Source organism: Synechococcus sp. MW101C3 (genome assembly GCF_002252635.1).
Taxonomy (GTDB): domain Bacteria; phylum Cyanobacteriota; class Cyanobacteriia; order PCC-6307; family Cyanobiaceae; genus MW101C3.
Genome location: NZ_NQKX01000001.1, coordinates 299568 through 324431, shown reverse-complemented (window position 1 = coordinate 324431; position 24864 = coordinate 299568). Strand labels below are relative to the sequence as shown.

The 24864-nt window shown below is 68.8% G+C and carries 25 protein-coding genes; 13 read left to right on the top strand and 12 right to left on the bottom strand.

The window, feature by feature from the left end; genetic code table 11:
- Positions 1-5: 5 nt before the first annotated feature.
- From CJZ80_RS01595 to CJZ80_RS01585, 3 genes are all read left to right on the top strand, one after another.
- The gene (locus CJZ80_RS01595) at positions 6-659 is read left to right on the top strand and encodes a DUF2232 domain-containing protein (RefSeq protein ID WP_094510313.1); all 654 of its coding nucleotides are present in this window, start codon (positions 6-8) and stop codon (positions 657-659) included.
- A 116-nt stretch (positions 660-775) separates the two neighbouring features.
- A complete protein-coding gene (cobT, locus tag CJZ80_RS01590) occupies positions 776-1924 on the top strand; it encodes a nicotinate mononucleotide-dependent phosphoribosyltransferase CobT (protein WP_094510312.1) in 1149 nt (382 codons plus the stop codon).
- Between the two features lie 9 nt (positions 1925-1933).
- Positions 1934-3028 carry a hypothetical protein gene (locus CJZ80_RS01585; protein WP_094510311.1) on the top strand — a complete coding sequence of 365 codons (1095 nt, stop codon included), beginning with the start codon at positions 1934-1936 and terminating at the stop codon, positions 3026-3028.
- A 25-nt stretch (positions 3029-3053) separates the two neighbouring features.
- Here CJZ80_RS01585 and CJZ80_RS01580 read toward each other — a convergent pair whose 3' ends face one another.
- Both CJZ80_RS01580 and CJZ80_RS01575 read right to left on the bottom strand, forming a co-directional pair.
- Positions 3054-4115, bottom strand: coding sequence for an aldo/keto reductase (locus tag CJZ80_RS01580; protein ID WP_094510452.1), 1062 nt, complete (start codon positions 4113-4115; stop codon positions 3054-3056).
- Positions 4116-4173: 58 nt separating this feature from the next.
- Positions 4174-4791 (bottom strand): bifunctional nuclease family protein, encoded by a 618-nt coding sequence (locus tag CJZ80_RS01575; protein WP_094510310.1) that lies wholly within the window; start codon positions 4789-4791, stop codon positions 4174-4176.
- A gap of 54 nt (positions 4792-4845) precedes the next feature.
- Between CJZ80_RS01575 and CJZ80_RS01570 the strand changes: the two genes are divergently transcribed.
- Positions 4846-5514, top strand: coding sequence for a riboflavin synthase (locus CJZ80_RS01570; protein WP_094510309.1), 669 nt, complete (start codon positions 4846-4848; stop codon positions 5512-5514).
- Positions 5515-5743: 229 nt separating this feature from the next.
- Positions 5744-6313: an HdeD family acid-resistance protein gene (locus tag CJZ80_RS01565; RefSeq protein ID WP_233132737.1), complete on the top strand. Its 570-nt coding sequence runs from the start codon at positions 5744-5746 to the stop codon at positions 6311-6313.
- A 15-nt stretch (positions 6314-6328) separates the two neighbouring features.
- Here the strand turns inward: CJZ80_RS01565 and CJZ80_RS01560 are convergent, their stop codons facing one another.
- The 4 genes from CJZ80_RS01560 to CJZ80_RS01545 all read right to left on the bottom strand — a co-directional run bounded on the left by CJZ80_RS01560 (position 6329) and on the right by CJZ80_RS01545 (position 10339).
- Positions 6329-6688 (bottom strand): AbrB family transcriptional regulator, encoded by a 360-nt coding sequence (locus CJZ80_RS01560; RefSeq protein ID WP_094510307.1) that lies wholly within the window; start codon positions 6686-6688, stop codon positions 6329-6331.
- Positions 6689-6797: 109 nt separating this feature from the next.
- Complete coding sequence (locus CJZ80_RS01555) at positions 6798-7412, bottom strand: cytochrome c oxidase subunit 3 (protein WP_094510306.1); 615 nt, start codon at positions 7410-7412, stop codon at positions 6798-6800.
- Positions 7413-7615: 203 nt separating this feature from the next.
- Complete coding sequence (gene ctaD, locus CJZ80_RS01550) at positions 7616-9286, bottom strand: cytochrome c oxidase subunit I (protein WP_094510305.1); 1671 nt, start codon at positions 9284-9286, stop codon at positions 7616-7618.
- 135 nt (positions 9287-9421) lie between these two features.
- Positions 9422-10339, bottom strand: a complete 918-nt coding sequence (locus CJZ80_RS01545) for a cytochrome c oxidase subunit II (RefSeq protein ID WP_094510304.1) — start codon at positions 10337-10339, stop codon at positions 9422-9424.
- Positions 10340-10525: 186 nt separating this feature from the next.
- Between CJZ80_RS01545 and CJZ80_RS01540 the strand changes: the two genes are divergently transcribed.
- From CJZ80_RS01540 to CJZ80_RS01515, 6 genes are all read left to right on the top strand, one after another.
- Complete coding sequence (locus CJZ80_RS01540; RefSeq protein ID WP_233132708.1) at positions 10526-11473, top strand: heme A synthase; 948 nt, start codon at positions 10526-10528, stop codon at positions 11471-11473.
- Positions 11466-12554, top strand: coding sequence for a heme o synthase (locus tag CJZ80_RS01535; protein WP_094510302.1), 1089 nt, complete (start codon positions 11466-11468; stop codon positions 12552-12554). Before CJZ80_RS01540 ends, CJZ80_RS01535 begins: the two co-directional genes overlap by 8 nt.
- 75 nt (positions 12555-12629) lie before the next feature.
- Complete coding sequence (locus CJZ80_RS01530; protein ID WP_233132707.1) at positions 12630-13649, top strand: ABC transporter ATP-binding protein; 1020 nt, start codon at positions 12630-12632, stop codon at positions 13647-13649.
- Positions 13650-13689: 40 nt separating this feature from the next.
- Positions 13690-14562, top strand: a complete 873-nt coding sequence (locus CJZ80_RS01525) for an ABC transporter permease (protein ID WP_198948194.1) — start codon at positions 13690-13692, stop codon at positions 14560-14562.
- 8 nt (positions 14563-14570) lie between these two features.
- Positions 14571-16475 (top strand): hypothetical protein, encoded by a 1905-nt coding sequence (locus tag CJZ80_RS01520; RefSeq protein ID WP_144036867.1) that lies wholly within the window; start codon positions 14571-14573, stop codon positions 16473-16475.
- Positions 16476-16532: 57 nt separating this feature from the next.
- Positions 16533-17282, top strand: a complete 750-nt coding sequence (locus CJZ80_RS01515) for an N-acetylmannosamine-6-phosphate 2-epimerase (RefSeq protein ID WP_094510300.1) — start codon at positions 16533-16535, stop codon at positions 17280-17282.
- A gap of 37 nt (positions 17283-17319) precedes the next feature.
- Here the strand turns inward: CJZ80_RS01515 and groL are convergent, their stop codons facing one another.
- A complete protein-coding gene (gene groL / locus CJZ80_RS01510) occupies positions 17320-18984 on the bottom strand; it encodes a chaperonin GroEL (RefSeq protein ID WP_094510299.1) in 1665 nt (554 codons plus the stop codon).
- A gap of 159 nt (positions 18985-19143) precedes the next feature.
- Between groL and CJZ80_RS01505 the strand changes: the two genes are divergently transcribed.
- Positions 19144-19383 carry a hypothetical protein gene (locus CJZ80_RS01505; RefSeq protein ID WP_144036866.1) on the top strand — a complete coding sequence of 80 codons (240 nt, stop codon included), beginning with the start codon at positions 19144-19146 and terminating at the stop codon, positions 19381-19383.
- A 15-nt stretch (positions 19384-19398) separates the two neighbouring features.
- Here CJZ80_RS01505 and fabG read toward each other — a convergent pair whose 3' ends face one another.
- The 3 genes from fabG to CJZ80_RS01490 are packed head-to-tail and all read right to left on the bottom strand — an operon-like array spanning position 19399 to position 22255.
- The gene (gene fabG / locus CJZ80_RS01500) at positions 19399-20157 is read right to left on the bottom strand and encodes a 3-oxoacyl-[acyl-carrier-protein] reductase (protein WP_198948193.1); all 759 of its coding nucleotides are present in this window, start codon (positions 20155-20157) and stop codon (positions 19399-19401) included.
- A gap of 46 nt (positions 20158-20203) precedes the next feature.
- On the bottom strand, positions 20204-21334 hold the full coding sequence (locus CJZ80_RS01495; protein WP_094510298.1) for a TrkA family potassium uptake protein: 1131 nt from the start codon (positions 21332-21334) through the stop codon (positions 20204-20206).
- Between the two features lie 39 nt (positions 21335-21373).
- Positions 21374-22255, bottom strand: a complete 882-nt coding sequence (locus tag CJZ80_RS01490) for a glycosyltransferase family 9 protein (RefSeq protein ID WP_094510297.1) — start codon at positions 22253-22255, stop codon at positions 21374-21376.
- A 76-nt stretch (positions 22256-22331) separates the two neighbouring features.
- Here CJZ80_RS01490 and ispD point away from each other — a divergent pair, with 76 nt between their 5' ends.
- A complete protein-coding gene (ispD, locus tag CJZ80_RS01485; protein ID WP_094510296.1) occupies positions 22332-23018 on the top strand; it encodes a 2-C-methyl-D-erythritol 4-phosphate cytidylyltransferase in 687 nt (228 codons plus the stop codon).
- Here ispD and CJZ80_RS01480 read toward each other — a convergent pair.
- Positions 23002-23961 (bottom strand): LD-carboxypeptidase, encoded by a 960-nt coding sequence (locus CJZ80_RS01480; protein ID WP_233132706.1) that lies wholly within the window; start codon positions 23959-23961, stop codon positions 23002-23004. The two genes, ispD and CJZ80_RS01480, sit on opposite strands and share 17 nt — an antisense overlap.
- A complete protein-coding gene (locus CJZ80_RS01475) occupies positions 23958-24839 on the bottom strand; it encodes a 4-hydroxybenzoate polyprenyltransferase (protein WP_094510295.1) in 882 nt (293 codons plus the stop codon). Before CJZ80_RS01475 ends, CJZ80_RS01480 begins: the two co-directional genes overlap by 4 nt.
- Positions 24840-24864 lie beyond the last annotated feature (25 nt).

The following is a 24864-nucleotide window of genomic DNA, read 5'->3' as shown; positions in this document are numbered from 1 at the left end:
CCGCCATGCCCCCTTCCCTCCACCGCCTCAGTCGGCGCCAGGCCCTTCAGCTGGTGGAAACCGCCTACATGGCTGCCGCCACCGCCCTGCTCTGGGCAGGCCTCTATTACCTGCCGGTGGGGGGCGCCCTGTTCCGCCTGGCTCTCCCCCTGCCGATCGCCCTGCTGCTGCTCCGCCAGGGCTGGCGCTGCGGCTGGGAAGGGATGGTGGTGGCCTCCCTGCTGCTGGTGGCTTTGATGGGCCCGATCCGCGGGCCGCTGGTGCTCTTCCCCTACGGAGCGCTGGCACTCTGGCTCGGCTGGGGTTGGCGGAGCAACTGGAGCTGGTGGCTCACCTGGGGCGTGGGGCTGGTGATCGGTGCGGGCGGCTTCCTGGTGCGGGTCACGGTGCTGTCGGTGCTGGTGGGCGAAAACCTGTGGGTGTTGATCACGGCCGCCGCCGCCGGGCTGCTGGAGCGCATCAGCGCCCTGCTGAACCTGGGTGGTGGCCCCGACCTGCTGCAGGTGCAGGCCCTGGCCCTGGGGTTGGTGGTGGTTCAGAACCTGATCTACGTGCTGGCCTTGCACGCGGTGGCCTACTGGATCTTTCCCCGGTTGCAGGCGCCGATCCCCGAACCGCCCGAAGCCCTGCGGGCCCTGGTGGCCCTTGACCCTCTCTGAGCTGGTGGGCGACCCATGCGCGTGCCAGCAGGCCCGGGCTGAGACAGCGGCCTGCAGGCCTGCAGTGAGGCGCTTACCTGGAGGCCCATGGTGTTGAGGCCCTTGCCTGGAGGCCCATGGTGCTGCAGCTGACGGGCGACGCTGCTCAAGCCGATCGCTGGACCATGCAGATGACCGCCGGCTGGCAGGACGCGCTGGTGCTGCTGCTGCTGGCCGGCACCGACACCGCCGCCGTGCCGGGCATCTCCGCAGCCGGCGCCACCCCGGACTCCCGTCGCCGCACGGCCGCCGCCGATGCTGAGCTGCTGCTGCTGGGCCCTGGCACAGCCCGGCCCCATGCCCTGCCCCCCCTGCCGGCGGGCGTCAGTCCGGCGTTGATCTCCCATGTGGTGATGCAGGGGCTGCAGCTCACGCCCCTGGTGGTCGACCTGGGCTGTCCAGTGGCACCGGCGGTGCCCCACATCCGCCTGGGGCAGCAGCCGGCGCTCTGCCTCAGCAGCGGCCGTGCCATGGGCGAAGAGCGGGTGCGGGCACTGCTGGCGCTGGGGCGCCGCTGGGCGCAGAGCTGGCAGGAGCGTTGGCGGGCGGCCCCGCAGCTCCCGCCGCTGGTGCTGGCCGAATGCGTCCCGGGCGGCACCAGCACCGCCCAGGCGGTGCTCACCGGTCTGGGCGTGGCGGCCGGCGGGCTGGTGAGCGGCAGCCTGCGCAGCCCCGCCCACGACCTCAAGGCGGCCCTGGTGGACCAGGGGCTGCGGGCAGCGGGCCTGGCCGGTGCCGGCGCTGCGGACCTGGATCCCGTAAAGGTGGTGGCGGCGGTGGGGGATCCGATGCAACCGCTGGCGGCGGGGGTGCTGCTGGCGGCAGCCGAAGGGCACTGGCCGGTGCTGCTGGCGGGAGGCAGCCAGATGGCGGCGGTGCTGGCCCTGGCCCTGGCCCTGGCCGATGTGCCGCTGCGGGGCCGGTTGGTGGCGGCAGCGGCCGTGGGCACCACCAGCTGGGTGGCGCGGGAACGCAGCAGCGATCTGGCGCTGCTGCTGCAGCGCGTGGCAGACCGCTGGCAAGTGGCGGCACCGGCCAGCTTCGCCACGGAGCTGTGCTTCAGCAACTGCCGCAGCCCGGCCCTGCAGGACTACGAGCGCGGTTATGTCAAGGAGGGGGTGGGCGCCGGCGGCCTGGCGCTGCTGTGGGAGTGGAGCGGCCGCAGCCCCGGCGACCTGGCTGCCGACTGCGACCGGGCCCAGGAGCGTCTGATCGCCTCCCTCTAGGGTCCAACCATGCAGGAACGCCCTCCCCTTCCCGCCCGCTTCAGCCGCCGCCACCTGCTGCAGGCCGGCGTTCTGGTCGGCAGCGGCTGGCTGGCGGGTTGCGCCCGTGGCGCGTCCTCTTCCCCCACCCTCCTGTACAGCCGCGGCCAGCTGCCCGCCGCCTGGGGCAAGCAGCTTCCCTCCCCGTGGCGAGGCAAGGCGCTGGAGGGCCCCGAGGCGGTGCTCGCGCAGCACAGCGATGCCGATCTGCTGCAGCTCTCCGATGGCTGGCTCGGCGCCCTGAACGCCGACGCCCTGCAGCCGTTCAGCGCCAGCAGCACCGCTACTGCCCTGTTCGAGCAGCTGGCTCCGTTCAGCGCGGCGGTGCGCGATGGGTTCCGGAATCCTGTGGCGGCGCCCGAAGACTCCGCCGCAGCGGCGCCGATCGCCTATCCGTGGGCCTTCGGCACCTGGGTGCTGGTGCTGCGCAACCGCACCGACCTCAGCCGCCGCAGCGCAGAGGGCTGGAACCTGCTGCTCGATCCGAGCCTGCGCCGTCAGCTCGTGCTTCCCTCCAGCCCCCGCGTCGTGATCGAGCTGGCGCTGCGCACCCTCAGCCCCGGCGCCACTGCCGCCGGCGTTGATCGCCTGGCAGCGGCGGCGTTGCCCGGCCAGCTCAAGCGCCTAAGGGAGCAGGCCCTCGCCTTCGACGAAAAGAACGGCCTGAACCTTCTGCTGAGCGGCGATGCCGAGGCGGCCGTATTGCCCAGCCAGCGGGTGCTGCCGCTGTTGCGCAGCGATGCCAGGCTCACCGCCCTGTTGCCGGCCAGCGGCTCACCGCTCTGGTGGAACCTGCTGCTGCGGCCGCGCCGCAGCCGCGAACCGGCACCGCTGGCCTGGATCGCCCGCGGCATGGAGCGGCCCACCCTCGATCGCCTGCTGGCGGCAGGCTGGGTGCCGCCGGTGAAGCGCCAGCTGCTGCAGGCGGCCCTGGAGCCATGGCCCGACCATGTGGCGCGCCTGCTCTACCCCGACGATGCCGTGCTTGCGCGTTGCACCACCCTGCCGCCGCTGAGCAGCAGCGAACAGCAGCGGTATCAGGGCCTCTGGGACGCCGCCGCCTGAGCCGGCAGTCCCACCCCCCTGCCGTTCAGCCCCACAGCCGCCGCCGTGGTGGCGCGGCGAGGAGTTGATGGGTGGCCGCCAGCAGGTCCGGGATCGGCAAGCCGTGGGGGCAGCGGGGCAGGCAGGCGCCGCACTGCTGGCAGGCGGAGGCATCAAGCGCCTCCCACCAGTGACCGGCCCTGCCGATCAGGTTGTAACGCTCGCTGGCGAAGGGGGTCATGCCATGACCGAGAGCCAGGTTGCGCAGGCGCAGCAGCGCCGGAATCGGCACCCCGCTCGGGCAGGGCAGGCAGGCGCGGCACTGGCCGCAGGCCCCCGCCCCCAGGCGGCGCCGGCCCGCCTCCGCCAGCCGCGCCAGCGCCTGCTTCTCCACTGCGCTGAGCGGCCCATCGGCGCCGGCCAGGGCCACGGCCCAAGCGAGATCCTCCGGCCGGGCGGCGCCGAGGGTGAGCGTGGACACGCCTGCGTCCAGCAGAAAGCGATAGGCGAGCTGCAAGGGCGTGAAGGGCGCGCAATCCTCCACCAGTTCGGGGGGTGGGTCGTACAGCCGCCCCCCTTTGTCGGCGGGGGAGATTGCCATCACGCCAATGCCGGCGGCGAGGGCCTGGCGGGCCAGGGGCAGGCGCTCCTGATCGAACAGATGCAGATGCAGGCTGCAGAAACCGAAACGGCCACTGGCCAGGGCCCGCTCGATCAGATCGGTGCTGCCGTGGCTGCTGAACCCCACCTGCCCCACCAGCCCTTCGGCCTGCGCCCAGCGGAGCAGGGCGGCCCCGTCCCCCTGCAGGGCCCACTCGAGATGATCCGGCCGGTTGAGGCCGTGCACCGCCAGGTTGTCGAGGCGGGCCAGTCCCAGCCGCTTCAGGGAGGACTGCAGCTGGGCCTGGCCGGTGGCCAGATCCACCCCCGGCAACAGCTTGCTGGTGAGCAGCAGCCGCTCCCTCGGGATGGCGAGCTGCCGCAGGGCGGCACCCAGGTGGGCCTCCGCCGGGCCGTAGGCGGGCGCGGTTTCCAGGTGGTTGATGCCCGCCGCCATAGCCGCTTCCACCACAGCGCCCATCTGGGCGGCCGAATCGACCGCGCGCATGGTGCCGAGGGTGAACAGCGAAACGGCCGGGCCCCGTCCGAAGGGGCGGCGGCAGGCTTCAGCCGGGAACACCGTCAGGCCCGCTGGGCTTGGGTCCGCTGCCTGCGGGGCCGGCCGGCCCCATGCCTGGAACGGTCGGAGGGGGGTCGGTGCCACCGCCGCTTTCGCCATAGCCCTCCTGCTGGGCACGGCGCACGTTGCGGATCAGCTCCGCCGGGCTCACCTGATCCAGGAAGCGGCGGAAATCCTCCTGGTCCTCGGCGTCGGCTTCGGCATCCACGGGGATCGAGGCTTCGGCCACCACCTCCTCCAGCATCCAGATGCCGCTGCCGGTGCGCAGTGCCAGGGCGATGGCATCACTGGGCCGGCAATCCAGCTCACTGGGCTCTCCTTCGTTGTCGGTGAGCTTCAACACAGCCCGGAAGGTGTTGTCTTCGATCGTGTGGATGATCACCCGCTCCAGCTGCACGCCTCCCACCGCCATCAGGTTGGCCATCAGGTCATGGCTGAGCGGGCGGGGCGGTTGCTGATCACCCATGCCGGCCAGGATGTTCTGGGCCTGGGATTGGTCGATCCAGATCGGCACCTGACGCCGGCCGTTCGGGTCCCTGAGCAACACGATCGGACTCCGGCTGGCCGCGTCCAGGGCGATCCCGGCCACACACATTTCCACCATGGTTGTGCCACGCACGCCCGATATCCGATTATGGCCAGGCCTGCGAGACCGCGAATGTTCACCGGTCTGGTCCGGGCCGTGGGGCAGCTCAGGCGCCACCCCCGGGGGGTGCTGGTGGAAGGCGTGGAGCACCTGCAGCCCCTGGCCCTCGGCGACAGCATCGCGGTCGATGGGGTGTGCCTGACGATCTCCGAGCTGCACCCCGACGGCCGCAGCTTTCGCGCCGACGTCAGCGACGAGACCCTGAGCCGCAGCACCCTGGCGGCCAAGGCGGCGGTGGGCGCGGCCGTGAATCTGGAGCCGGCCCTGCGGCTGAGCGACCGGCTCGGCGGTCACCTGGTGAGCGGCCATGTGGACGGCCTGGGCGAGGTGGTGGGCGTGGCCCGACAGGGGGAGTCCTGGCGACTGGAGCTGCGCTGGCTGGATCCCAGCTACGGCCGCTATGTCTGCGACAAGGCGAGTGTGGGCATCGATGGCATCAGCCTCACCGTGGCGGGCTGCAGCCCCCAGGGGGAACGCTTCTGGATGGCGGTGATTCCCCACACCTGGGAGGTCACCACCTTGAAGCTTCGGCGGGTGGGGGACCGGGTGAACCTGGAAGCCGACCTGCTCGCCAAGTACACCGAGCGGCTGCTGGCGGCCGGCGCAGCGTCCCCCGCCGCCACGGCTGACCACAGCCCTCAGCTGGAGCGCGACTGGCTGGCGCAGCACGGCTGGGGCTGACTCCGCCACCGCCTTCATCGGGCTCCCCCGCCGCGGCCTGCCCTGGGAACCCGGCCTAGGGTTGAAGAGACCGCGCCGAGGGCGGCGGCTCGGTTCTCCCCGCACGCCCTTGCGAGCCATGGCGCCTCAAGACACAGCCGCTGCTGAAGCGCCTGGGGGCCTGACGCCCCGGTTCGACCCCCGCCGCATCGCCGCGCTGCGCAGCTTCACGCTGGCGGAAGGGGTGCTGATGATCGTGCTGGGGGTGCTGGCGCTGATCTTTCCAGTGGTGGCCTCCTTGTGGGTCACCGCGATCGTGGCGGTGGCCTTCCTGGTGGGGGGAATCGTGAGCTGGATCGACAACCTGGCCCGGTCGCCACACCTGAGCCGCTCGCACACCTTCTGGCGGCTGGTGGTGTCCACCCTGTTCGTGGTGACGGGCGCCTGGATGATCCTGCAGTTCCGCGCCGGTTTTCCCAGTGCCGCCGCCCAGGTGGCGGCCTTTGCGCTGGCGATCGGCGTGGTGTTCGTGATCGAAGGCCTGGTGGCGATCCTGGTGGCACTGGCGCACCGGGCTGCCCGCGGCTGGGGTTGGGGCCTGGCCAATGGGGCCGTCACCCTGCTGCTCGGCGTGCTGATCCTGACGATGAAGTTCTGGAATCAGCTGTCGGTGATCGGTGTGCTGGTGGGAGTGAGCTTCCTGTTCAGCGGCATCGATCTGATCGGCTTCAGCACCAGCTTTCACGCCCAGCCTGCGGATGGCCATCCCGCAGACGGAAAGCCTGCCGATGGCAGGCCTGCAGACGGTCAGGAATCCTGAAGCCAAGCGGGCGGCTCAGGCCGAGGCCTCCTCCTGCAGTGGCAGCAGCCAGATGGAGCCGGTTTCCTGATGGATCTGGATCCTGAATTCCTGCCCGGGGGTGAGCCCCATGCGGCGGGTGTAGGCGTTGCCGATCAGCAGGTTGCCGTTGCCATGCACGCGGGTGCGGAACTCGGCCTGTCGCCCTCTGGCGGCCGCCTGGGCAGCGGAATCACTGGAAATTCTGTAGCCCTTCGCATCCACCAGGGCCTTGTAGAAGCTCTTCTTCAGCAAACGGCCGGCAGGGGAGACATAGCCGCAGCCACGGGCGATCTCGTCTTCGGAGCGGCTGCTGAGCGAACGGGCCTTCTCGAGCAGAGCATCGCCAACCAGCATGGGGGGTCTGCCGTTGGAGCTGAGGCTCGGCGTGACTTGATAGTTCAAGATGAACGGGCCTGACAGACAACAATTCTGCCGATTGGATTGGTGATCCGGCAAGGGCCGATTACAGCAGATAGAGAATTCCGAAGAGAATCAACCAGATCACGTCGACGAAATGCCAGTAGAGCTCCGCAGCCGCCAGGCCGAAGTGCTCGCTGGGGGTGAAGCGGCCGGGCTGCCGCGCCTGCCACCAAACAATCATGATCATCAGGGCCCCCAGACACACGTGCAGGCCGTGAAACCCGGTGAGCGCGTAGAAGGTGCTGGCGTAGAGGTTGTCGGTGAGACCGAAAGGCAGGGAGAAATACTCCACCATCTGCCCGCCGAGAAAGGCGAAGCCCAGGCTCGCCGTCACCAGCAGCCACCAGCGGCAGCGGCCCATGCGCTCCTGCTTCAGCTCGGAGGCCGCGCGGTGGAAGGTGAAGCTACTCAGCACCAGCAGGGCGGTGTTGATCGTGGGCAGGATCAGCTCCAGCTCATACACCGCACCGGGCGGCAGCGGATTGACAGCCCGAAAGGTGAGATAAGCGGCGAAGAAGCCGGCGAAGGTCATGCCATCGGCCAGCAGGAAGGTGGCCAGCCCGAACATGCGGTAATCGCCGTGCCCCTCTTCAAGAACCGGTGCTGCAGCTCCAGCAACGGCCGGCAGCGAATCGGTGCTGGGGGAGAGGATGGTCATCGGGGAAAAGGCGTGGGGGCGGTGGCCGGAACGGATGGGAGGGGAAAAACGGAGATGAGCAGCTGGAGATCAGTGAAGCGGAGGCGGGCTGGGGATCAAAGGCAGCTGGTCGGTGAGGGCTACAGCCACCGGTGACCGGGATGAACGTGAGCCGGAGGATGGCGGGCCGGTCCTGTGCGGCAGAAGCGTGAACTGGTCATCCATCAGCTGCCTGAGGTCCAGAGTTCCCTGCCGGAGGCTCCCTTCAGATCGATCTGCCCTTCGGGAACGCCATAGCCGTAGGGGTGGGTGACAAGGGGGGCCGGGCCCTTCCAGTTCTCCACCGGCGGCGGCGAGCTGGTCAGCCACTCAGGGGTGAGTGCATTCCAGGGGTTGTCGCCGGCCACAGGACCCCGGAAGGCACTCCAGATCACGTTGATCAGCAGGGGGAGGGTGCTGATCGCCATCAGCAGAGCCCCCACACTGCTGATCTGGTTCACGAGGGTGAACTGGGGGTCGTATTCAGCGACCCGGCGGGGCATGCCGTTCAGGCCCAGCCAGTGCTGAGGCGCAAAACAGAGGTTGAAGCCCACGAAGGTGAGCAGGAAGTGCAGCCGGCCCAGATCTTCATTGAGCATGCGGCCGGTGAACTTCGGATACCAGTGGTAGAGCGAGGCAAACACCACAAACACTGTGCCGCCATAGACGATGTAGTGGAAGTGGGCCACCACGAAGTAGGTGTCGTGGACGTGGATATCAAAGGGAACCTGGGCCAGGGCCACCCCGGTGATGCCCCCGAACACGAAGTGAACGATGAAGGCACAGGAGAACAGCATGGCGCTGTTGAGGGCGATCTTGCCGCCCCAGAGGGTGGCCAGCCAGTTGAAGAACTTGATGCCGGTGGGCACGGCGATGAAGGCCGTGGCGATCGTGAAAAACAGGCGCATCCAGGGCGGTGTTGCACTGGTGAACATGTGGTGGGCCCACACGATCAGTCCAAGAAACACGATGCCGAGGATCGAATACACCATGGTGGTGTAGCCGAACAGGGGCTTGCGGGCATGAACCGGCAGAATCTCACTGACCAGGCCAAAAGCCGGCAGCACCATGATGTAAACGGCCGGGTGTGAATAGAACCAGAAGAGATGCTGGTACACCACCGCATTGCCGCCCAGGGCGGGATTGAAGAAGCCAGTGTGGGCGAGGATGTCGAAGCTGAGGAGCACCAAGGTTCCTGCCAGCACCGGCGTGGCCAGCACCACCAGAAAGCTGGTGCCGAGCATGGCCCAGCAGTACATCGGCAGCTGCATCATCTTCAGGCCTGGCCGGCGCATCTTCAGCACGGTGGCAATGAAGTTGATGCCGCCGAAGATTGAGCTGCCCCCCAGCAACAGCACACTCAGAATCCACACCACCTGCCCGGCTGCCGGAGTGGTGAGGCTCAGGGGTGGATAAGCCGTCCAACCTGATTGGGAGGCGCCGGCAATGAAGTAGCTGGCGATCAGCAGGATGCCCGCGGGGGGGATCAACCAGAAGGCCACCGCGTTGAGCCGAGGGAAGGCCATGTCCCTGGCGCCCACATAAAAGGGGATGAGGTAGTTGCCGAAGGCCCCGTTCACGACAGGCACGATCCAGAGGAAGATCATCACCGTGCCGTGCAGGGTGAGCACCTCGTTGTAAGTGTCCCGCTGCAGAAAGTCCGACATCGGACTGACCAGCTCAATGCGGATCATGCCGGCCAGGGCGCCGCCGATGAAATAGAAGAGGAATCCTGTGACCAGGTACTGGAGACCGATCACCTTGTGATCCAGGCTGAAACTCAGATACCGAAGCCAACCCTCGGGCTGGAGGCTCGGCGGAGCTGAGCTGGTGGTGGGCGGCAGGGCCAGGGTCATCGGACGGGGGAGCGCGTGGAGGGGAAGCGGAAGACGGGTGAGCTGGGGGGAAGCCAGAAAGAAGGGGGAGTCAGCGTCAGCAGGGAAAGGGAGGAGCCGTAAGCGTGGGGACGGAACCGGGGTGGCGCCAAGCGCTCAACCGGTCGCTGATGGCCCCGGCACGGCACTGGCCACGGTGGCAGGACGGTTCTGATCCAGCCAGGCGTCGAAGGCATCGGGCTCATGCACCACCACGGTGGAGCGCATGCCGCCGTGATAAGGGCCGCACAACTCGGCGCACACGATCGGATAGCTGCCGGCGCGGGTAGGCGTGAAGGTGAGGATCGTGGGTTGGCCTGGAATCACGTCCTGCTTGAGGCGGAATTCCGGCACCCAGAAGGCATGGATCACATCACGGGCCTCCATGCGTAACTCCACCTGTTGCCCCTCTTTCACATGCAGCTCGCCGCTGATGAAATCACCCTGGGGATAGTGGAACAGAAAGGCGAACTGAAGGGCGGTGACGTCAACGGGCAAGGCGCCGCTGCTGCTGCCGGGCGAACCACCGATGCCGCCCCAGGTGCGAGCCTCCACGCCTTCTGCCGCTGAAGGCAGGTTCGCCGCCATCACCATTCCCGGTGGCATCGGATCGCTGGAGGCAGGCGAGGCGGTTTGCATCGCCATGCCGCTGTGCATGGCGTGGGGGTCGCTGAGAGGAATCATCCCGCCCATGCGGTCATAGATGTCGTAGCTGTAGATGCCCACAAACAGGACCACCACGGCGGGAACGGCCGTCCAGAAGATCTCAAGCTGGAGATTTCCTTCCACCGCGACCCCATCGCCGAGATCGCCGTCCTTGCGGCGAAAACGAATCAAGCTATACAGAAGTAGCCCGAGAATACCGAGGAAAAGTATGGTTCCAATCACGAACAGCACGGTGAAGAGCTGGTCGTAGAGGGGGGCGTTGGAGCTGGCGGCAACCGGCAGCAGGTTGACGTTCTGACCAACCCAGAGGCCAACGAGGACAAGCAGCATCCCCACCACCAGGGTGACGATGGTTGAAGGAATCGGCACGGAGCAAGCCAGGCTTTCACCACCCTATGGGGAGCCGCCACAGGGGCGCTTGGCCAACGTGAGAACAGCGAAACAAACGCAATGAGGCGTCAGGAATTCAACACAGACCCCCACTGTTGCGACTCCACCACACCGGGTCTCGAAGCTTCAGAAGTGATGGCTAACTTGATCGCCATGAGGCGAAGTTTGCTCTTTCTCACTTCTCACCTGGTCGTAGCCCTGGTGGCCCTGGTGGCGATCGGAGGCGCCACCAGGGTGATGGAGGCCGGTTTGGCCTGCCCTGACTGGCCACTTTGTTATGGCAGCTTTCTGCCGGGCGGACGCATGAACCTCCAGGTGTTTCTGGAGTGGTTTCACCGCCTTGATGCCTTTCTGGTGGGGATGGCTCTGCTGGTGCTCGCCGGCTGGAGCGTGTTGCGGCGCCTGGCGCTGCCGGTGTGGCTTCCCTGGGCCAGCGGCGCCGCGCTGCTGCTGGTTGCCGTTCAGGGCCTGCTGGGCGCCCTCACCGTCACCCAGTTGCTTCGATTCGATGTGGTGACGGCCCATCTCGGCACCGCCCTGGTGCTGGTGGCCCTGCTCAGCGGCGTCCACCAGGGCCTGATCCCCCAGCCCTCCTTCCCGGGGGCCAACACCACCACGGTCGGCACAGCCGTCACCCCTCCTGCTCTCCTCTTCGTCCGCGCTGCAGGTGCGGCCACGGCGATGGCCGCTCTCGCGGTGTTTGCTCAGGCGATTTCCGGAGCGCTCATGGCCACCCAGTGGGCCTCAGGCCGTTGCCTCAGCAGCGGCGAAGCCTGCAGCCTCCTGGCCACCCACCGCCAGCTGGCGGCGCCGGTGGCACTGGTGGTGGTGCTTTGCTGCAGCGTCACCCTGCTCACGCCTGCCACCCGCCGGCGCAGCTGGCCCTTTGCCCTCGGTGGGGTTCTGCTTGTCGTTGTGCAGGTGATGCTCGGGGTGCTCACCCTGCGTCTGTCGCTGGCCGTCCCGCTCATCACGGTCGGGCACCAGATCACGGCCGCCCTGCTGCTGGGTCTGCTCACTGCCCTGGCGGTGCGCAACTGGAGCCTGGCCCCAGCCCAGCCTGCGGCGGTCCAACCGCTTCGTTCTTCCACCCTGGAGAGTTGTCATGGTTAGCGCCACCGCAGGGAGCGGCGCCTCCCCCACGCTCCCCCGCAGCGAGGCCGTTCCCTCCCGCGCCAAGGTCAAACTGCCGGCCTGGCTGGAGATCGCCAAGCCGCGGCTGATCCCGCTGCTGCTGGCCACAACCCTCGGCGGCATGGCCCTGTCGGAAGGTTGGCCGCTGCCGGCCCCGCGCCTGGCCTGCACGCTGGGAGGTGGTGCCCTGGCCGCTGCCGCTGCCGGCGTTCTCAATTGCCTCTGGGAGCAGGACCTCGATGGCCGCATGGTCCGGACCAGCGGCCGGGCCCTGCCCTCCGGCCGCCTCTCTCCCGCCACTGCCTTCTCGGTGGCTGTCTCGCTCACGTGCGTGGCGGCCGCCCTGCTGGTGAGCGGCGTGAACTGCCTGGCCGCCGGGCTCTCCCTGCTGGGTCTCTGCAGCTATGTGCTGCTCTATACCGCCCTGCTCAAGCCGCGCACCTCCCAGAACATCGTGATCGGCGGCGTGGCTGGGGCCATCCCTCCCCTGGTGGGCGCCGCGGCCGCCACCGGCCATCTGGGCCTGAGCAGCTGGTGGCTGTTCAGCCTGGTGATGCTCTGGACCCCCGCGCATTTCTGGGCCCTGGCCCTGCTGCTGCGCGAGGACTACCGCTCGGTGGGCATCCCGATGCTGCCGGTGGTCAAGGGCTCCCAGGTCACCGCTGAAGCGATCGTGCACTACGCCCGCGCCACGGTGCTGGTGAGTGCCCTCGGCATCGTGGCCCTGCCCAGTGGAGGGCTGCTCTATGGCCTGCTGCTGCTGCCCTTCAACAGCCGCCTGTTGCAGATGGGCCGGTCCCTGGCAGCCTCACCCGACGACCCCGTGCGGGCCAAGGGCCTGTTCCGTTGGTCGATCCTTTACTTGTTCGGGATCTGCCTGCTGCTGCTGATCTGCCGGCTACCGGCTGCGGCTGCCTTCTCTCATCAGGCCGGTGACCTGATCGGCTGGGCGACCGGTATTGACGGGCTGCCTGTGTTCAACGGCCTGAGCGGGTTCGCACCCCTGGGATTTCCGCAGCTGAGCGGCTTTCCGCTCCTGAATGTTGTAGGCAGCCGCTGATCCTCGCCAGAGCCGCTTGATGGGGCTCCTTTCTAGATTGGTTCTCCTTTCCAACGGGCGCAAGCCTGCTCAGCGGTGCCAGACGCGGTGATTGAGCTGCAGCAACTCACCAAACGCTATGGCCCGGTGGAGGCCCTCCAGTCGCTCGATCTGAGTGTGCCGCGGGGGTGCCTCTACGGCTTGCTGGGTCCGAACGGAGCCGGCAAGACCACCGCCCTGCGCATTCTGTGCACCCTGCTGGCCCCCGACAGCGGCAGGGTGATCGTGGCGGGCCACGACGCGCTCAAGGAACCGCGCCAGGTGCGGGAACTGCTGGGCTACGTGGCCCAGGAGGTGGCGATCGACAAGATCCTCACCGGCCGGGAGCTGCTCCAGCTGCAGGGGGCGCTTTACCACCAGCCCGCCCGCCTGCTCGCTCCTCGCATCGAGGAACTGGTGGAGCGCATGGGCATGGGCGACTGGATCGACCGGCGCTGCGGCTCCTACTCCGGCGGGATGCGTCGACGCCTCGATCTGGCCTGCGGCCTGCTGCACAGCCCCGAGCTGCTCGTGCTCGACGAACCCACGGTGGGCCTTGACATCGAAAGCCGCGCTGCCATCTGGCAGGTGCTGCGTGAGCTGCGTCAGGCCGGCACCACCGTGCTGCTGAGCAGCCACTACCTGGAGGAAGTGGATGCGCTCGCCGATCGTCTCGCCATCATCGACGGCGGCCGCGTGATCGCCGAAGGCAGCCCCAGCTCGCTCAAGGAGGCCCTGGGCGGCGACCGGGTCACCCTGCGCGTGCGTGAATTCAGCGACGAGAATGAAGCCGGCCACGTCAGTGAGCTGCTTCAGACCTGTCCCGGCGTGCGGCAGGTGGTGGTGAACCGGGCCCAGGGCCACTCGCTGAACCTGGTGGTGGAACACCAGGCCGTGATCGAGCAGTTGCGCCGCCAGCTGGAGGCCGCCGAACTGCCCGTCTTCTCGCTGGCCCAGAGCCAGGCCAGTCTTGATGATGTGTATCTGCAGGCCACCGGCCGCACCCTGATGGACGCAGAGCTGGCGGTTGCCGGCAGCCGGGATGCCAAAGCCGAGCGCAAACAGGCCATGCGCTGACCCGCCACCCCCTCGTCCCACCCTCCGACACCCTTCGGCCATGACCAGCGCCTCCACCCTCCCCACCCAGCCGCCCCTTCCGGCCCTACCGGCGGCCAACCGTTCCGCCCTGGCCGACGTGACGCAGGAAACCCTGGCGCTCACCCGCAGGCTGTTCCTCCAACTGGCCCGACGGCCCACCACGCTGGTGGCCGGCGTGCTGCAGCCGCTCATCTGGCTGGTGCTGTTTGGGGCCCTCTTCGCCAAGGCGCCGGAAGGTCTGCTGCCCGATGGCATGAGCTACGGACGCTTTCTCGGTGCGGGGGTGATCGTGTTCACGGCGTTCAGCGCCGCTCTCAATGCCGGCCTGCCGGTGATGTTCGATCGGGAATTCGGCTTCCTCAACCGGCTGCTGGTGGCACCGCTGCGCTCCCGTAGCTCGATCGTGCTGGCCTCGGTGCTCTACATCACCAGCCTGAGCCTGGTTCAGAGCCTGGCGATCATGGGCACCGCAGCCTTGCTCGGTTATGGCTGGCCCGGCACCGCCGGGCTGGCGCTGGTGCTGGTCACCCTGGTGCTGCTGGTGTTCGCCGTCACGGCCATGAGTCTGGGGCTGGCTTTCGCGCTGCCCGGCCACATCGAGCTGATCGCGGTGATCTTCGTGGCCAACCTGCCCCTGCTGTTCGCCAGCACGGCCCTGGCCCCGATTTCCTTCATGCCCACCTGGCTGGGCTGGCTTGCCGCCCTGAATCCCCTTACCTTCGCGATTGAACCCATTCGTGCGGCCTATGCCGGCCACCCCTCCCTCGGCGACGTGGTGCTGATCGCTCCTTACGGGGAGCTCACCGGTGCCACCTGTCTGGGCGTGCTGGCTCTGCTGGCAATCGGATTGTTCCTTCTGATCCGGCCGCTGCTGGATCGCAAACTCAGCTGAGCCCCGCTGTGACCCCGTCCCCTTCCCTGCCTGCGCCCGTGCTGCCCCGACCCCAGCAGAAACGGCTCTCCGAGCGCCTGGTGCTGAAGGGTGCCCTCGACCGCAGGGATGAGGGAGCAGTGGCCTGGCTGTCGCTGCGCTGGGTGCACCGCCATGGCGTCGAGGCTCTCTCGCCACTGATGCAGGAGCTCACTGCCGGCGATGCCTCACTGAAAGGTTGGTGGCACGACCACCTGCATGCCACGGCCGTTCCTGCTGCTGGTGCCTTTGCTTCTGCGCCGGCTGCAGGGGCAGTGGCTTCCGAGGAGGCAGCTCCAGTGGTGGCCTCAGCGGTGGATTCGGCCTCCACAGCCGATTCGACGTCTGCAGCAGTAGCAACACCTAGCGTTGCATCGGTGCAGGTGGCGCCGGGATTTTCCTTTGCGGAGATCACCCTGGAGGCGGAGCCGCAGGAGGTTGAGGAACCTTCGACAGAGCTGGTGCTCAGCTTTGCGGATGTTGCTGGCCTTGAGCCCGCCGTCCCCTGCGAGGGGAGTACAAGCACGGAGCCGGTTCCCAACCTTGACGTGAATGCGGGCGTGGAGGCTCAGATCAGCCCGGCAAGCAGCGATGGCGGTGATACCGGGATCGCCGGCGAAGGTGCCGCCTCCGCAGAGCCAGATGCTCAGCCCGGCGTGCCTGCTCAGGCACCGATTGAATTCCTGGGCCAACCACTCGCCTTTGATCCCTGGCTTGAAGCTCCCGCCGTTTCAATCCCCCTGGTTGAGAACCCAGCGGAGCACCCGGCCTCACGCACCAAACCGCCTGCGGACGATCTGACCTCCAACGACGAGCCCTCTGCGATCGGAGCTGGTGCGGTGCTGGGCGCTGAGAGCCATCTCACGGACATCCCGCCCACCGAGAGCTCCATCAACGAAGGCCTGCTCAGCAATCAGCTTGCTGCCAGGGAGCTGGTGGGCCAAGACGGTTTCATCGAATCCGTTGCTCCCGCAAACGAAACGCCTCCGAGCGTTTCCACCGCCGCGCCCGTGACCGATGACCCTGGCGCAGAGACACTCTCTGCCTCTGCTCCAGTCCCGGGGGATCAGGCCCTCGATGGCTTAGCCCAGTGGCCACGTCCTGTCCCGGAGTTCTCCCCCGATCCAGGGACGGCCGTTCCTCCCTTCATTCCGGCTCGGCCTGCGGCGGCAGGGGTGTTCAGCTTCGGAGCCGAGTCTGTGGTGACGGCCCCACAACCCGTCGGGCCCCCGTCGGGCGAAGCCACTGCTGCCGTTCCAGCGGCTGACCCAGTGGCCGTTGCTCCCGCTGCTGACCTCCACGAGGTTGCTCCTGCTGCTGAACCTGAAGGTGCTGAGGCGCCTGTCGCGCTGGTGGCCTCGCTCCCCGCCGAATCCAGCCCCACACAGCCGGAAGCCCCCGAACCCGAGCAGGCTCCGATCTGGCAGCGCCCACTGGCCCGGGTGAAACACCTGGTCCGCGTCTGCGTGGAAGAAGTGGTGAGCACTTTCCAGACCATGGACAGCGACCGCAACACGGATTCAGGCAGCGAGACAGTTTCCGCCAGCGACAACGCTTCAACCAGCACCACTTCTGCGGCCCGCGGCCCTGCTCAGTTCGGCGACACGTTCCAACCCCGGGGCAGCGGCCAGGCCCGTGGCTCCGCTCCCGCCAGCACCTCGCCAACAGGACAACGTCCGCCGCTGGAACCGGACCGCCCTGCCGGCCCAGCCCGCCGCAGCGCCACGGAGATCGCCCCGGAGCTCACGCCCCAGGGCCGCACCCCGCCCCTGCGCGAGCGGGCTGCGGCTGCCGTCGCCGGCCGGCCGGCCCCCGCTCCTTCCCATCCCGGTCTGGCCTCGCTGCGCTCCTGGCTGCCGGATGACTCCTCCTCAGAGGACACCCGCAGCAGCTGACGCGGCCGTCAGTCTCGGCTGCGGCCACCGGCCCCTTGCCCCTTTTCAGCTCCCACCATGCCCCCTGCCTCTACGCCCCTCGGGGCCCCTTGTGCCATCACCGGCGTCACACCTGCGGAGCGGCTGGAGAGGGCGGCCGTGCAGGGTGGGTTGATCGTTTCGGTGCAGGCGCCTGAAGGCTCGCCGCTGCGGGATCCGCAGGTGATCGCCGCCATGGCGGAGGCCAGCCTGGCCAACGGGGCCATCGGCGTGCGCCTGGAAAGCCCCGAGCACATCGGTGCCGTGCGGCGCCGCTGCCCGCAGGCGCTGATCGTGGGGTTGTGGAAGCGCAGCTTCCCAGGCAGCCCGGTGTACATCACGCCCGGCTGGGAAGAACTGCTGGCGGTGTGGGCAGCAGGAGCCGATGTGGTGGCAATCGATGCCACCGAGCGGCAACGGCCGGGCGGACAGCCACTGGCCGAGCTGATCGAGCGGGCCACGACGGAGCTTGGCGCACCGCTGATGGCCGATGTGGACAGCGTGGCCAACGGGGTGCAGGCCGCGGCCCTCGGCTGCCGCTGGGTTGGTACCACCCTGTACGGCTACACGGAGAGCACGGCAGGGCTGCAGCCGCCGGCCTGGGATCTGCTGGGGCCGCTGCGCGCTGCCCTGCCGGCCACCACCACGCTGATCTGTGAAGGCGGCATCGCCAGTGCGGAGCAGGCGCAGCGGGCGCTTCAGCAGGGAGCCGACGCGGTGGTGGTGGGGACCGCCATCACCGGGGTGGATCTTCAGGTGGCCGCCTACGTGCAGCAGCTGAGCCGCTGAACGGCTGAGCTGCTGCTGAGCTCTCAGGGAGCAGGGCTCACATCATGCCGGGCATGCCCATGCCGCCCATGCCACCCATTCCTCCCATGCCGCCCATTCCCTCCATACCGCCACCACCGGCAGGGGCGGGAGGTTCGGGCTTGTCGGCGATGACCACTTCGATGGTGATCAGCAGCGCAGCGATCGACACCGCATCCTGCAGGGCCAGTCGCACCACCTTGGCGGCATCGAGGATACCGGCCGTCATCAGATCTTCGTAGGCACCGGTGAGCGCGTTGTAGCCCTTGCCCAGCCGCAGCACATCGGCCACCACCACATCGCCGTTGGCACCGGCGTTCGCGGCGATCTGACGCAGGGGAGCAGAGAGGGCACGGCAGAGGATCTCGGCGCCGGTGCGCTCGTCGCCCTGGAGCCCGGCGATCCAGCCTTCGAGTTCAGCAGCCAGCTCCATCAAGGTGCTGCCGCCGCCGGGCACGATCCCCTCCTCCACCGCCGCCCGGGTGGCATTGAGGGCATCTTCGATGCGCAGCTTGCGGTGGCGCAGCTCCGTTTCGGTGGGGGCCCCCACCTTGATCACCGCCACGCCACCGGCCAGCTTGGCGATGCGCTCGCTCAGCTTCTCGCGGTCGTAGTCGGAGTCGGTAGCGGACAGTTCACGGCGGATCGAGGCCACCCGCTCAGCCACGGCGTCGCGGTGATCTTCGGTACCCACGATCGTGGTGGAGTCCTTGCTGATCGTGATCCGGCGCACGCGGCCCAGATCGGCGAGTGTCGCCTTGTCGAGCGACATGGAGCGGTCTTCGCTGATCAGCGTGGCGCCGGTGAGCACGGCGATGTCCTGCAGGGCGGCCTTGCGGCGATCGCCGAAGGAGGGGGCCCGCACCGCCGCCACCTGCAGCACACCGCGGGTCTTGTTGACCACGAGGGTGGCCAGGGCTTCACCTTCCACCTCTTCCGCAAGGATCACCAGCGGGGCGCCGGCGCGCGAGACGGCCTCCAGCACCGGCACGAGATCGGTGATCGCACTGATTTTGCGGTCGGTGACCAGCAGCAGGGCGTTCTCGAATTCGCACACCTGGCGCTCACCATCGGTGACGAAATAGGGAGAGGAATAGCCGCGATCAAAGGCCATCCCTTCGGTGACCTCCAGTTCGGTGGCCAGAGAGCGCGATTCCTCGACTGTGATCACCCCATCGGTGGTGACCAGCTGCATGGCTTCGGCCACCATGCGGCCCACTTCCTCATCGCCACCGGAGCTCACCGTGGCCACCTGACGGATCGCTTCACCGGCCACCGGGATGGCGCGGGTCTGGATGCCCTCCACCACCCGGGCCAGGGCTTTTTCCATCCCGCGGCGCAGGCCGACGGGATTGGCACCGGCAGCCACGTTCATCAGGCCGTCATGAACGAGCGCCTGGGCGAGAACGGTGGCGGTGGTGGTGCCGTCTCCGGCCTGGTCCTTGGTCTTGCTGGCCACCTGCTGGATCAGCTTGGCGCCGATGTTCTCGAAGGGGTCCTCGAGCTCGATCTCCTTGGCGATCGTCACGCCGTCATTGACGATGTCGGGGGCGCCGAACTTCTTCTCGAGCACCACATTGCGCCCCCGGGGGCCGATGGTGACCTTCACCGCATTGGCCAGGGCGTTCACACCCTTTTCAAGGGAGGTGCGGGAAGCATCCGAAAAGCTGATCAGTTTGGCCATGGGCGTGGAAAGAGGCGCGCCTGGGGCAAGCCCTGGAAGTGCGTTCAGATTCCCATAGCGCCCTGTGGCCAGCGGGATGGCTGCGGTGGGGAAAGCCGAATGCGTTTGCACATTCCCATGGCACGGGCAACGGCGGCTGACCCCCGATAGGGTCGGGGCATGGAGGACTCCCTCAGCACCAGCCTCGCTGACGCGCTCAGCGACGTGACCTCGGACCCGACCATGGCGGGCACCAGCGCCATGGCCTTCCTGCTGATCGCCGGGCTGGGGCTGCTGATGGCCCTGGTGTACGTGCCGATCCGCCTGTTTCTCACCATCACCGCCCGCAGCCGGCGGCTGCGCCTGCTGCAGCGCATCCGCCGGCTGCGCGATGAGCTCGTGCAACCGATCGAGAGCTAAACCTCACCGGCCCGCTCAGCCCATCACCATGCCGCCATCCACCTGCAGCACCTGGCCGGTGATGTAGGCAGCGGCGGGATCGGCGGCAAGGAAACGCACAGCCCCGGCCACCTCCTCCGGCTGGCCCATGCGTCCGAGCGGGATGGCGGCCAGGATCGGCTCCTGGTTGAGCTCGCTGGTCATGTCGGTGGCGATGAAGCCGGGGGCGACGGCGTTGACGGTGATGCCCCGGCTGGCGAACTCCGCTGCGGTGCTGCGGGTGAAGCCGATCACGCCGGCCTTGGCGGCGCTGTAGTTGGCCTGGCCGGGATTGCCCACCAGACCCACCACCGAGGTGATGTTGATGATGCGGCCGCTGCGGGCCTTGAGCATGGAGCGGCTCACGGCACGGGTGCACAGGAACACGCCGGTGAGGTTCAGATCGATCACGCTCTGCCAGTCGCTGGTCTTCATGCGCAGCAGCAGGCCATCGCGGGTGATGCCAGCGTTGTTGACCAGCACATCCAGCCGGCCGCTGCGTTCCAGCACGGCTTTCACCAGCGCGTCCACCTGCTCTTCCACCGACACATCGGCCGCCAGGGCATAGGCCCGGCCACCGGCGGCAGTGATCGCTTCCACCACGGCCTCGGCGGCCGTGGCCGAAGCGGCGTAGTTCACCACCACCTCGGCGCCGGCCGCAGCCAGCTCCAGGGCGATGGCACGGCCGATCCCACGGCTGGCACCGGTCACCAGGGCGACCTGATCGGCCAGGGGAGCGGCGGTGGACACGGGCATCGGAAGCTGGCGATGGCGGCGATCGTATGCGGCCGCCTCGCCAGGCCTACCGCTCCATGGCGTCCATGCTCACCAGTGCCGGCCCCAGCAGCTTCCCGAAGCGGGCCAGCTGCTCCTTGCTGCCCAGCACCACCAGCAGCTGCCCTGGCGCCAGGCGCAGATCACTGCCCGGGTTGGCGATCAGGCGGGGCTGATCCTCCCGGTAGGCCACGCCGCGGTAGTAGCTGATCACCGGCTCGGCAGGGGCCGGCTGACGGATCGCGAGCACCAGCACGCCGGTCTGGCGGCCCAGCTGCAGTTCCGCCAGGCTGCGGCCGTTGATGGAGACCATGCGCTGGGGATCGTCGGTGAGCTGGAACTCCTCCACCTCGCAGTCGGAGCCGGCCAGCAGCTCCATGAAGCCCACCGCCAGCGGACGCAGGGCGGTGGCAGCCATCGTGCGCCCGCCCGCCACGTAGGGACTCACCACCTGATCCGCTCCGGCCAGCCGCAGCTTGCGGGCCGCTTCCTCGCTGTCAGAGCGCGCGATCAGGCGGCAGCGGGGGGCGATGCCGCGGGCGCTGAGCACCACATACAGATTGGCGGCGTTGTTCGGCAGGGCGGCCACCAGGCTGCGGCAGTGATGAATGCCGGCCTCCACCAAGGTTTCGTCCAGGGTGGCATCGGCCTGGAGCACGGGCAGCCCCCGCTCCTCGGCGGCCTCCTTCTGGGCAGTGTCCATCTCCACCACCACCAGCGGCACGCCTTCGGAGACGAGCTGATCGGCGATCTCGCGGCCGATACGGCCGTAGCCGCAAAGGATCACATGGTTTTCCATCATGCTCAGCCAGTTCTTGAAACGTCGTTCGCGCAGCCGGCGGAAGTAGCCCGATTCGCTCAGCCCCAGCAGGCTCTGGATGGTCACCTGCACCACCACCAGCCCGCCCACGATCGCCAGGGTGGTGACGACGCGGCCCGCCGTGGAGAGAGGCTGCGTGGTTCCGTCGCTCCAGCCCATGGTGCTGAGCGTGACCACCACCATCCAGTAGCAATCACCCCAGTCCCAGCCTTCGGTGAGCCTGTAGCCGACGGCCGTGAGGTTGATCAGCAGCGACAGCGCCAGCACGGGGGTGCGCCAGGGCCGCCGGGAAGCGGTGGAAGGAGCCGAGCGGCGGCGACGTCGAGGGGCAGGGATCATGACGCACCACGAGGAGCCTGCGGGACCGTGACCGCAGGATCAAGCCATCCCCAACGCCAACAGCACCTCGGCAACGCTCAGCTGATCCAGGGATCCAGGGATACCGACCGCTTTTACCCCCTGACGCGGCGGCAGGCTGTCGCTGCTGCGACCCAGCGCCACCAACGGCGTGGCCGTGAGCAGGGCCAGTTCGGTGATGACCGGGTCGCTGCTGAGCACCACATCCACGGCAGCCACCTGGGCCGCCAGCTCCTGCGGCGTGGCCCCAGCCGGGGGCGTCACCACGCGCAGGTTGGGGAGGCGGGAGCGGATCGCCTCCGGCAACGCCTGCCAGTGGGCAGCAGGCCAGTCGGCAGCGGCGGCCGCCGGCCTGGGCGCCAGCAGCAGCAGTGGACCATCCCCCGCCGGCAGGGCGGCGGCAGCGGCTTCCAGCGCCTTTGGCTTAAGCCGCAGACGGAAGACCTCAGCATCGAGCGGGATCTCCAGCGGGCGCAGCCAGCTCTCGTACTGCTGGTTGGGCCAGCCGCCGGTGGGCGACTGGCTGCCGTTGACGGATCCGGCCGTGCCTGGGGCAGGCACCCGCACGGTCGCGGAGAAGCCGCCGGCGGCGATGCGGGTGGGGATGTGAGTGAGGGAAAGCAGCAGATCGATCGGCCAGCCGGAGGAGAGGTTGAGGCAGAGCTGGAAATCGGGCTCGCGCACGGCGCCGAGCAGGTTGGCCCAGTCCGCCAGGCTGACGCCGGTGTCAAAGCTGTAAGGGAGCACCTTCTCCACGGCCGGCAGCAGCTTCCAGATGGACACCTGGGCCGGGGGGCAGGCCACCTGAACGGTGGCCCCCAGCTGGCTGGCGGTGGCGGCCACCGCCGGCATGGCCTGAAGTTGGGTGGCGCCGCTGCCCGGGATCAAAAACAGAACTCGCATCAGGCGGCAGCGATCGGGTTTCGGGCGGGCTGATTGTATGAATCTGATCCGATTTCGATGTGTTCGGGAGCCGCTTGTGCATTTGCTGATCGCCGCGGCCGGCAGCGGCAGGCGTATGGGGTCGCAGCGCAACAAGTTGCTGCTCCCCGTGGCCGGGCGCGCCGTGCTCGCCTGGACCCTGGACGCGGTGCTGGCCTGTGAGGCGATCCAGTGGATCGGGGTGGTGGGCCAACCCGTGGATCAGGCGGATGTGGAGGCGATGATCGCGGCGGCGCAGCCCGATCGCCCCGTGCGCTGGATCGAAGGGGGCGACACACGCCAGGAATCGGTGAGCCGCGGGCTGGCGGCCCTGCCCGCCGCTGCAGGCGCCGTGCTCATCCACGACGGAGCCCGCTGCCTGGTGGAACCGGAGCTGATCCGCCGCTGTGCCGCGCGCGTGCACGCCGGCGAGGCCGTGATCGCCGCCACCCCCGTCACCGACACGATCAAGCGGGTGGACGGGCAGCAGGTCATTCTCTCCACCCCCGACCGCAGCGAGCTGTGGGCAGCCCAGACCCCCCAGGGCTTTCCGCTTGAGCGGCTGCGCCAGGCCCATGCCCAGGCGGAGCAGGCGGGCTGGAGCGTCACCGATGACGCGGCCCTGTTCGAGCGGCTAGGCTGGCCGGTGGGCGTGATCGAGGCCCCCCCCTCGAACATCAAGCTCACCACCCCCTTCGATCTCACCATTGCTGCAGCGGTGCTTGCCACTAGGGCAGCAGGCTGAGCACGCCGTCACCCAGCCGCGCGCGTACGCCCAGCGGCAGGGCCCCATTGCCGGGCGCATGCCCCAGCGGCAGGCCCGCCAGCACGGGAATGCCGAGGTCGGCGGTGCGCTCCCGCAACACCTGCTCGAGGCTGAAGCGCTGGGACGCAGCCTGGGGCCTCTGAAGGTCAGGGCCCTCGGCTTGCGGTTCCATGTCTTGCAGTGCCTGAGCCTGCGCCACCCCCGCCGCCGGCGTCTCGCTCTCGGGGTCTTCACATGCCTCGAAACTGCCGAAACCGATGCCAGCCAACCGCTGCAGGGCGCCGCACAGGCGCCAGTGGGTGAGCATGCGCTCGATCCGGTAAGGCGCTTCGCCCACGTCCTCGAGCACGAGGATGGCGCCGTCGAGTGCCGGCAGGTGGGGCGTGCCGAGCAGGTGGGTGGCCACCGTGAGGTTGCCCACCAGCAACGGACCCTGCGCCACCCCCGCACACCAGGTGTCCCCGGTCAGGGGGGGCAAGGGCTCGCCGAACAACAGCGCCCGCAGGCGCTCGCGGCTCCAATCGGGTTCAGCCGCCAGGGTGGTGACCAGCGGCCCATGCACCCCGCCCGCCTGGCCACGGGCCTGGCGGGCCCAGAGCAGGGAGGTCACATCAGAAAAACCCAGCAGCCAGCCGTCGGCCTCCGGCAGGGGCTGCTCCAGCAGGCGGGCGGCGCCCCAGCCGCCCCGCACGCAGGCCAGCAGCGGCGCCGGCTGCAGATCGGCGCGGCGCTGCTGGTCGTGGCCGGCCAGATAGCCCCAGCGACGGGCGGGATCGAAGGGCATCTCCACCGTGAGGCCCCAGCTCTGCAGCACCGCCACCCCCTGCTGGAGGCGGCCCAGCTCAGCCAGGGCGGAGCTGGCCGCCACCAGACGCACGCGATCACCGCGCCGCAGAGCTGGCAGCGGGCCGGCGGCGCTCACGGCAGCCTCCCGACCACCAAGGCCAACCAGAACACCCCGCCCAGCAGCACCTGGCGGCTGAAGTGCTGCGCGAAGCGGGAGCGCGGCGGCGTACCCCGCAGGCGCCAGGCTTCGCTCTGCATGCCCAGCGAGGCGGCAGCCCACAGCAGCCAGAAGGGCCAGCTCACTGTCTGCAGCGCGGCAGCGGTGGCCAGCAGCAGCGACGTGAGCCCATAGCAGAGGGCCACGGCGCCGGGGGCGGCCGCACCCAGGGTGAGCGCACTGCTGCGGATGCCGAGCGCCGCGTCATCGCTGCGGTCCGACATGGCGTAGACGGTGTCGAAGCCGAAGGTCCACAGCAGGGTGGCCAGCCAGACCAGCAGCAGCGGCCAGCCGCCGGCCAGGTTGCCGCTGGCGGCGGCCCAGGGGATCAGCACCGCGAAGCCCCAGCACAGGGCGAGCACCAGCTGGGGGAAGGGAAACCAGCGCTTGGCGGAGGGATAGAGCAGCACCGGTGGCAGGGCGAGCAGCGCCAGCTGCAGCGACAGTTGCCGCCCGGGCAGTGGCAGCAACAGCACCACCGCCAGGGCCAGCAGCAGGCACAGCAGCAGCAGCAGCACGGCACTGGCCACCCGCACCCGGCCGCTGGCCAGGGGCCGGGTGCGGGTGCGCTCCACCAGCGGATCGATGCGGCGGTCCCAGAGGTCGTTGGCAACGCAGCCCGCGCCGCTCACCGCCAGGCCTCCCACCACGATCAAGGCCACCAGCGAGGGGAGAGGCGGACCCTGCGGCAGCAGCCAGAGGGCCCAGCCGGCCGGAATGAGCAGGATCAGTCGACCGCTGGGCTTGTGCCAGCGCAGCAACTCGATCCACCCCCGCAGGGCTCCGAGGATGTGCATGGAGGGAGCGTAGAACCGGGGTTCA

Coding starts and splice junctions, on each gene's coding strand:
- CJZ80_RS01580 (WP_094510452.1), bottom strand. CDS start 4,115: ATGCGCGCGGTCGATTCGGCCGCCCAGATGGGCGCTGTGGTGGAAGCG.
- CJZ80_RS01475 (WP_094510295.1), bottom strand. CDS start 24,839: ATGCACATCCTCGGAGCCCTGCGGGGGTGGATCGAGTTGCTGCGCTGG.
- CJZ80_RS01490 (WP_094510297.1), bottom strand. CDS start 22,255: ATGCGAGTTCTGTTTTTGATCCCGGGCAGCGGCGCCACCCAACTTCAG.
- CJZ80_RS01560 (WP_094510307.1), bottom strand. CDS start 6,688: ATGCTGGTTGGCGATGCTCTGCTCGAGAAGGCCCGTTCGCTCAGCAGC.
- CJZ80_RS01535 (WP_094510302.1), top strand. CDS start 11,466: ATGGTTAGCGCCACCGCAGGGAGCGGCGCCTCCCCCACGCTCCCCCGC.
- CJZ80_RS01565 (WP_233132737.1), top strand. CDS start 5,744: ATGATCGTGCTGGGGGTGCTGGCGCTGATCTTTCCAGTGGTGGCCTCC.
- CJZ80_RS01570 (WP_094510309.1), top strand. CDS start 4,846: ATGTTCACCGGTCTGGTCCGGGCCGTGGGGCAGCTCAGGCGCCACCCC.
- CJZ80_RS01515 (WP_094510300.1), top strand. CDS start 16,533: ATGCCCCCTGCCTCTACGCCCCTCGGGGCCCCTTGTGCCATCACCGGC.
- CJZ80_RS01575 (WP_094510310.1), bottom strand. CDS start 4,791: ATGGTGGAAATGTGTGTGGCCGGGATCGCCCTGGACGCGGCCAGCCGG.
- CJZ80_RS01525 (WP_198948194.1), top strand. CDS start 13,690: ATGACCAGCGCCTCCACCCTCCCCACCCAGCCGCCCCTTCCGGCCCTA.
- CJZ80_RS01595 (WP_094510313.1), top strand. CDS start 6: ATGCCCCCTTCCCTCCACCGCCTCAGTCGGCGCCAGGCCCTTCAGCTG.
- groL (WP_094510299.1), bottom strand. CDS start 18,984: ATGGCCAAACTGATCAGCTTTTCGGATGCTTCCCGCACCTCCCTTGAA.
- fabG (WP_198948193.1), bottom strand. CDS start 20,157: ATGCCCGTGTCCACCGCCGCTCCCCTGGCCGATCAGGTCGCCCTGGTG.
- CJZ80_RS01585 (WP_094510311.1), top strand. CDS start 1,934: ATGCAGGAACGCCCTCCCCTTCCCGCCCGCTTCAGCCGCCGCCACCTG.
- cobT (WP_094510312.1), top strand. CDS start 776: ATGGTGCTGCAGCTGACGGGCGACGCTGCTCAAGCCGATCGCTGGACC.
- ctaD (WP_094510305.1), bottom strand. CDS start 9,286: ATGACCCTGGCCCTGCCGCCCACCACCAGCTCAGCTCCGCCGAGCCTC.
- CJZ80_RS01495 (WP_094510298.1), bottom strand. CDS start 21,334: ATGATCCCTGCCCCTCGACGTCGCCGCCGCTCGGCTCCTTCCACCGCT.
- CJZ80_RS01505 (WP_144036866.1), top strand. CDS start 19,144: ATGGAGGACTCCCTCAGCACCAGCCTCGCTGACGCGCTCAGCGACGTG.
- CJZ80_RS01555 (WP_094510306.1), bottom strand. CDS start 7,412: ATGACCATCCTCTCCCCCAGCACCGATTCGCTGCCGGCCGTTGCTGGA.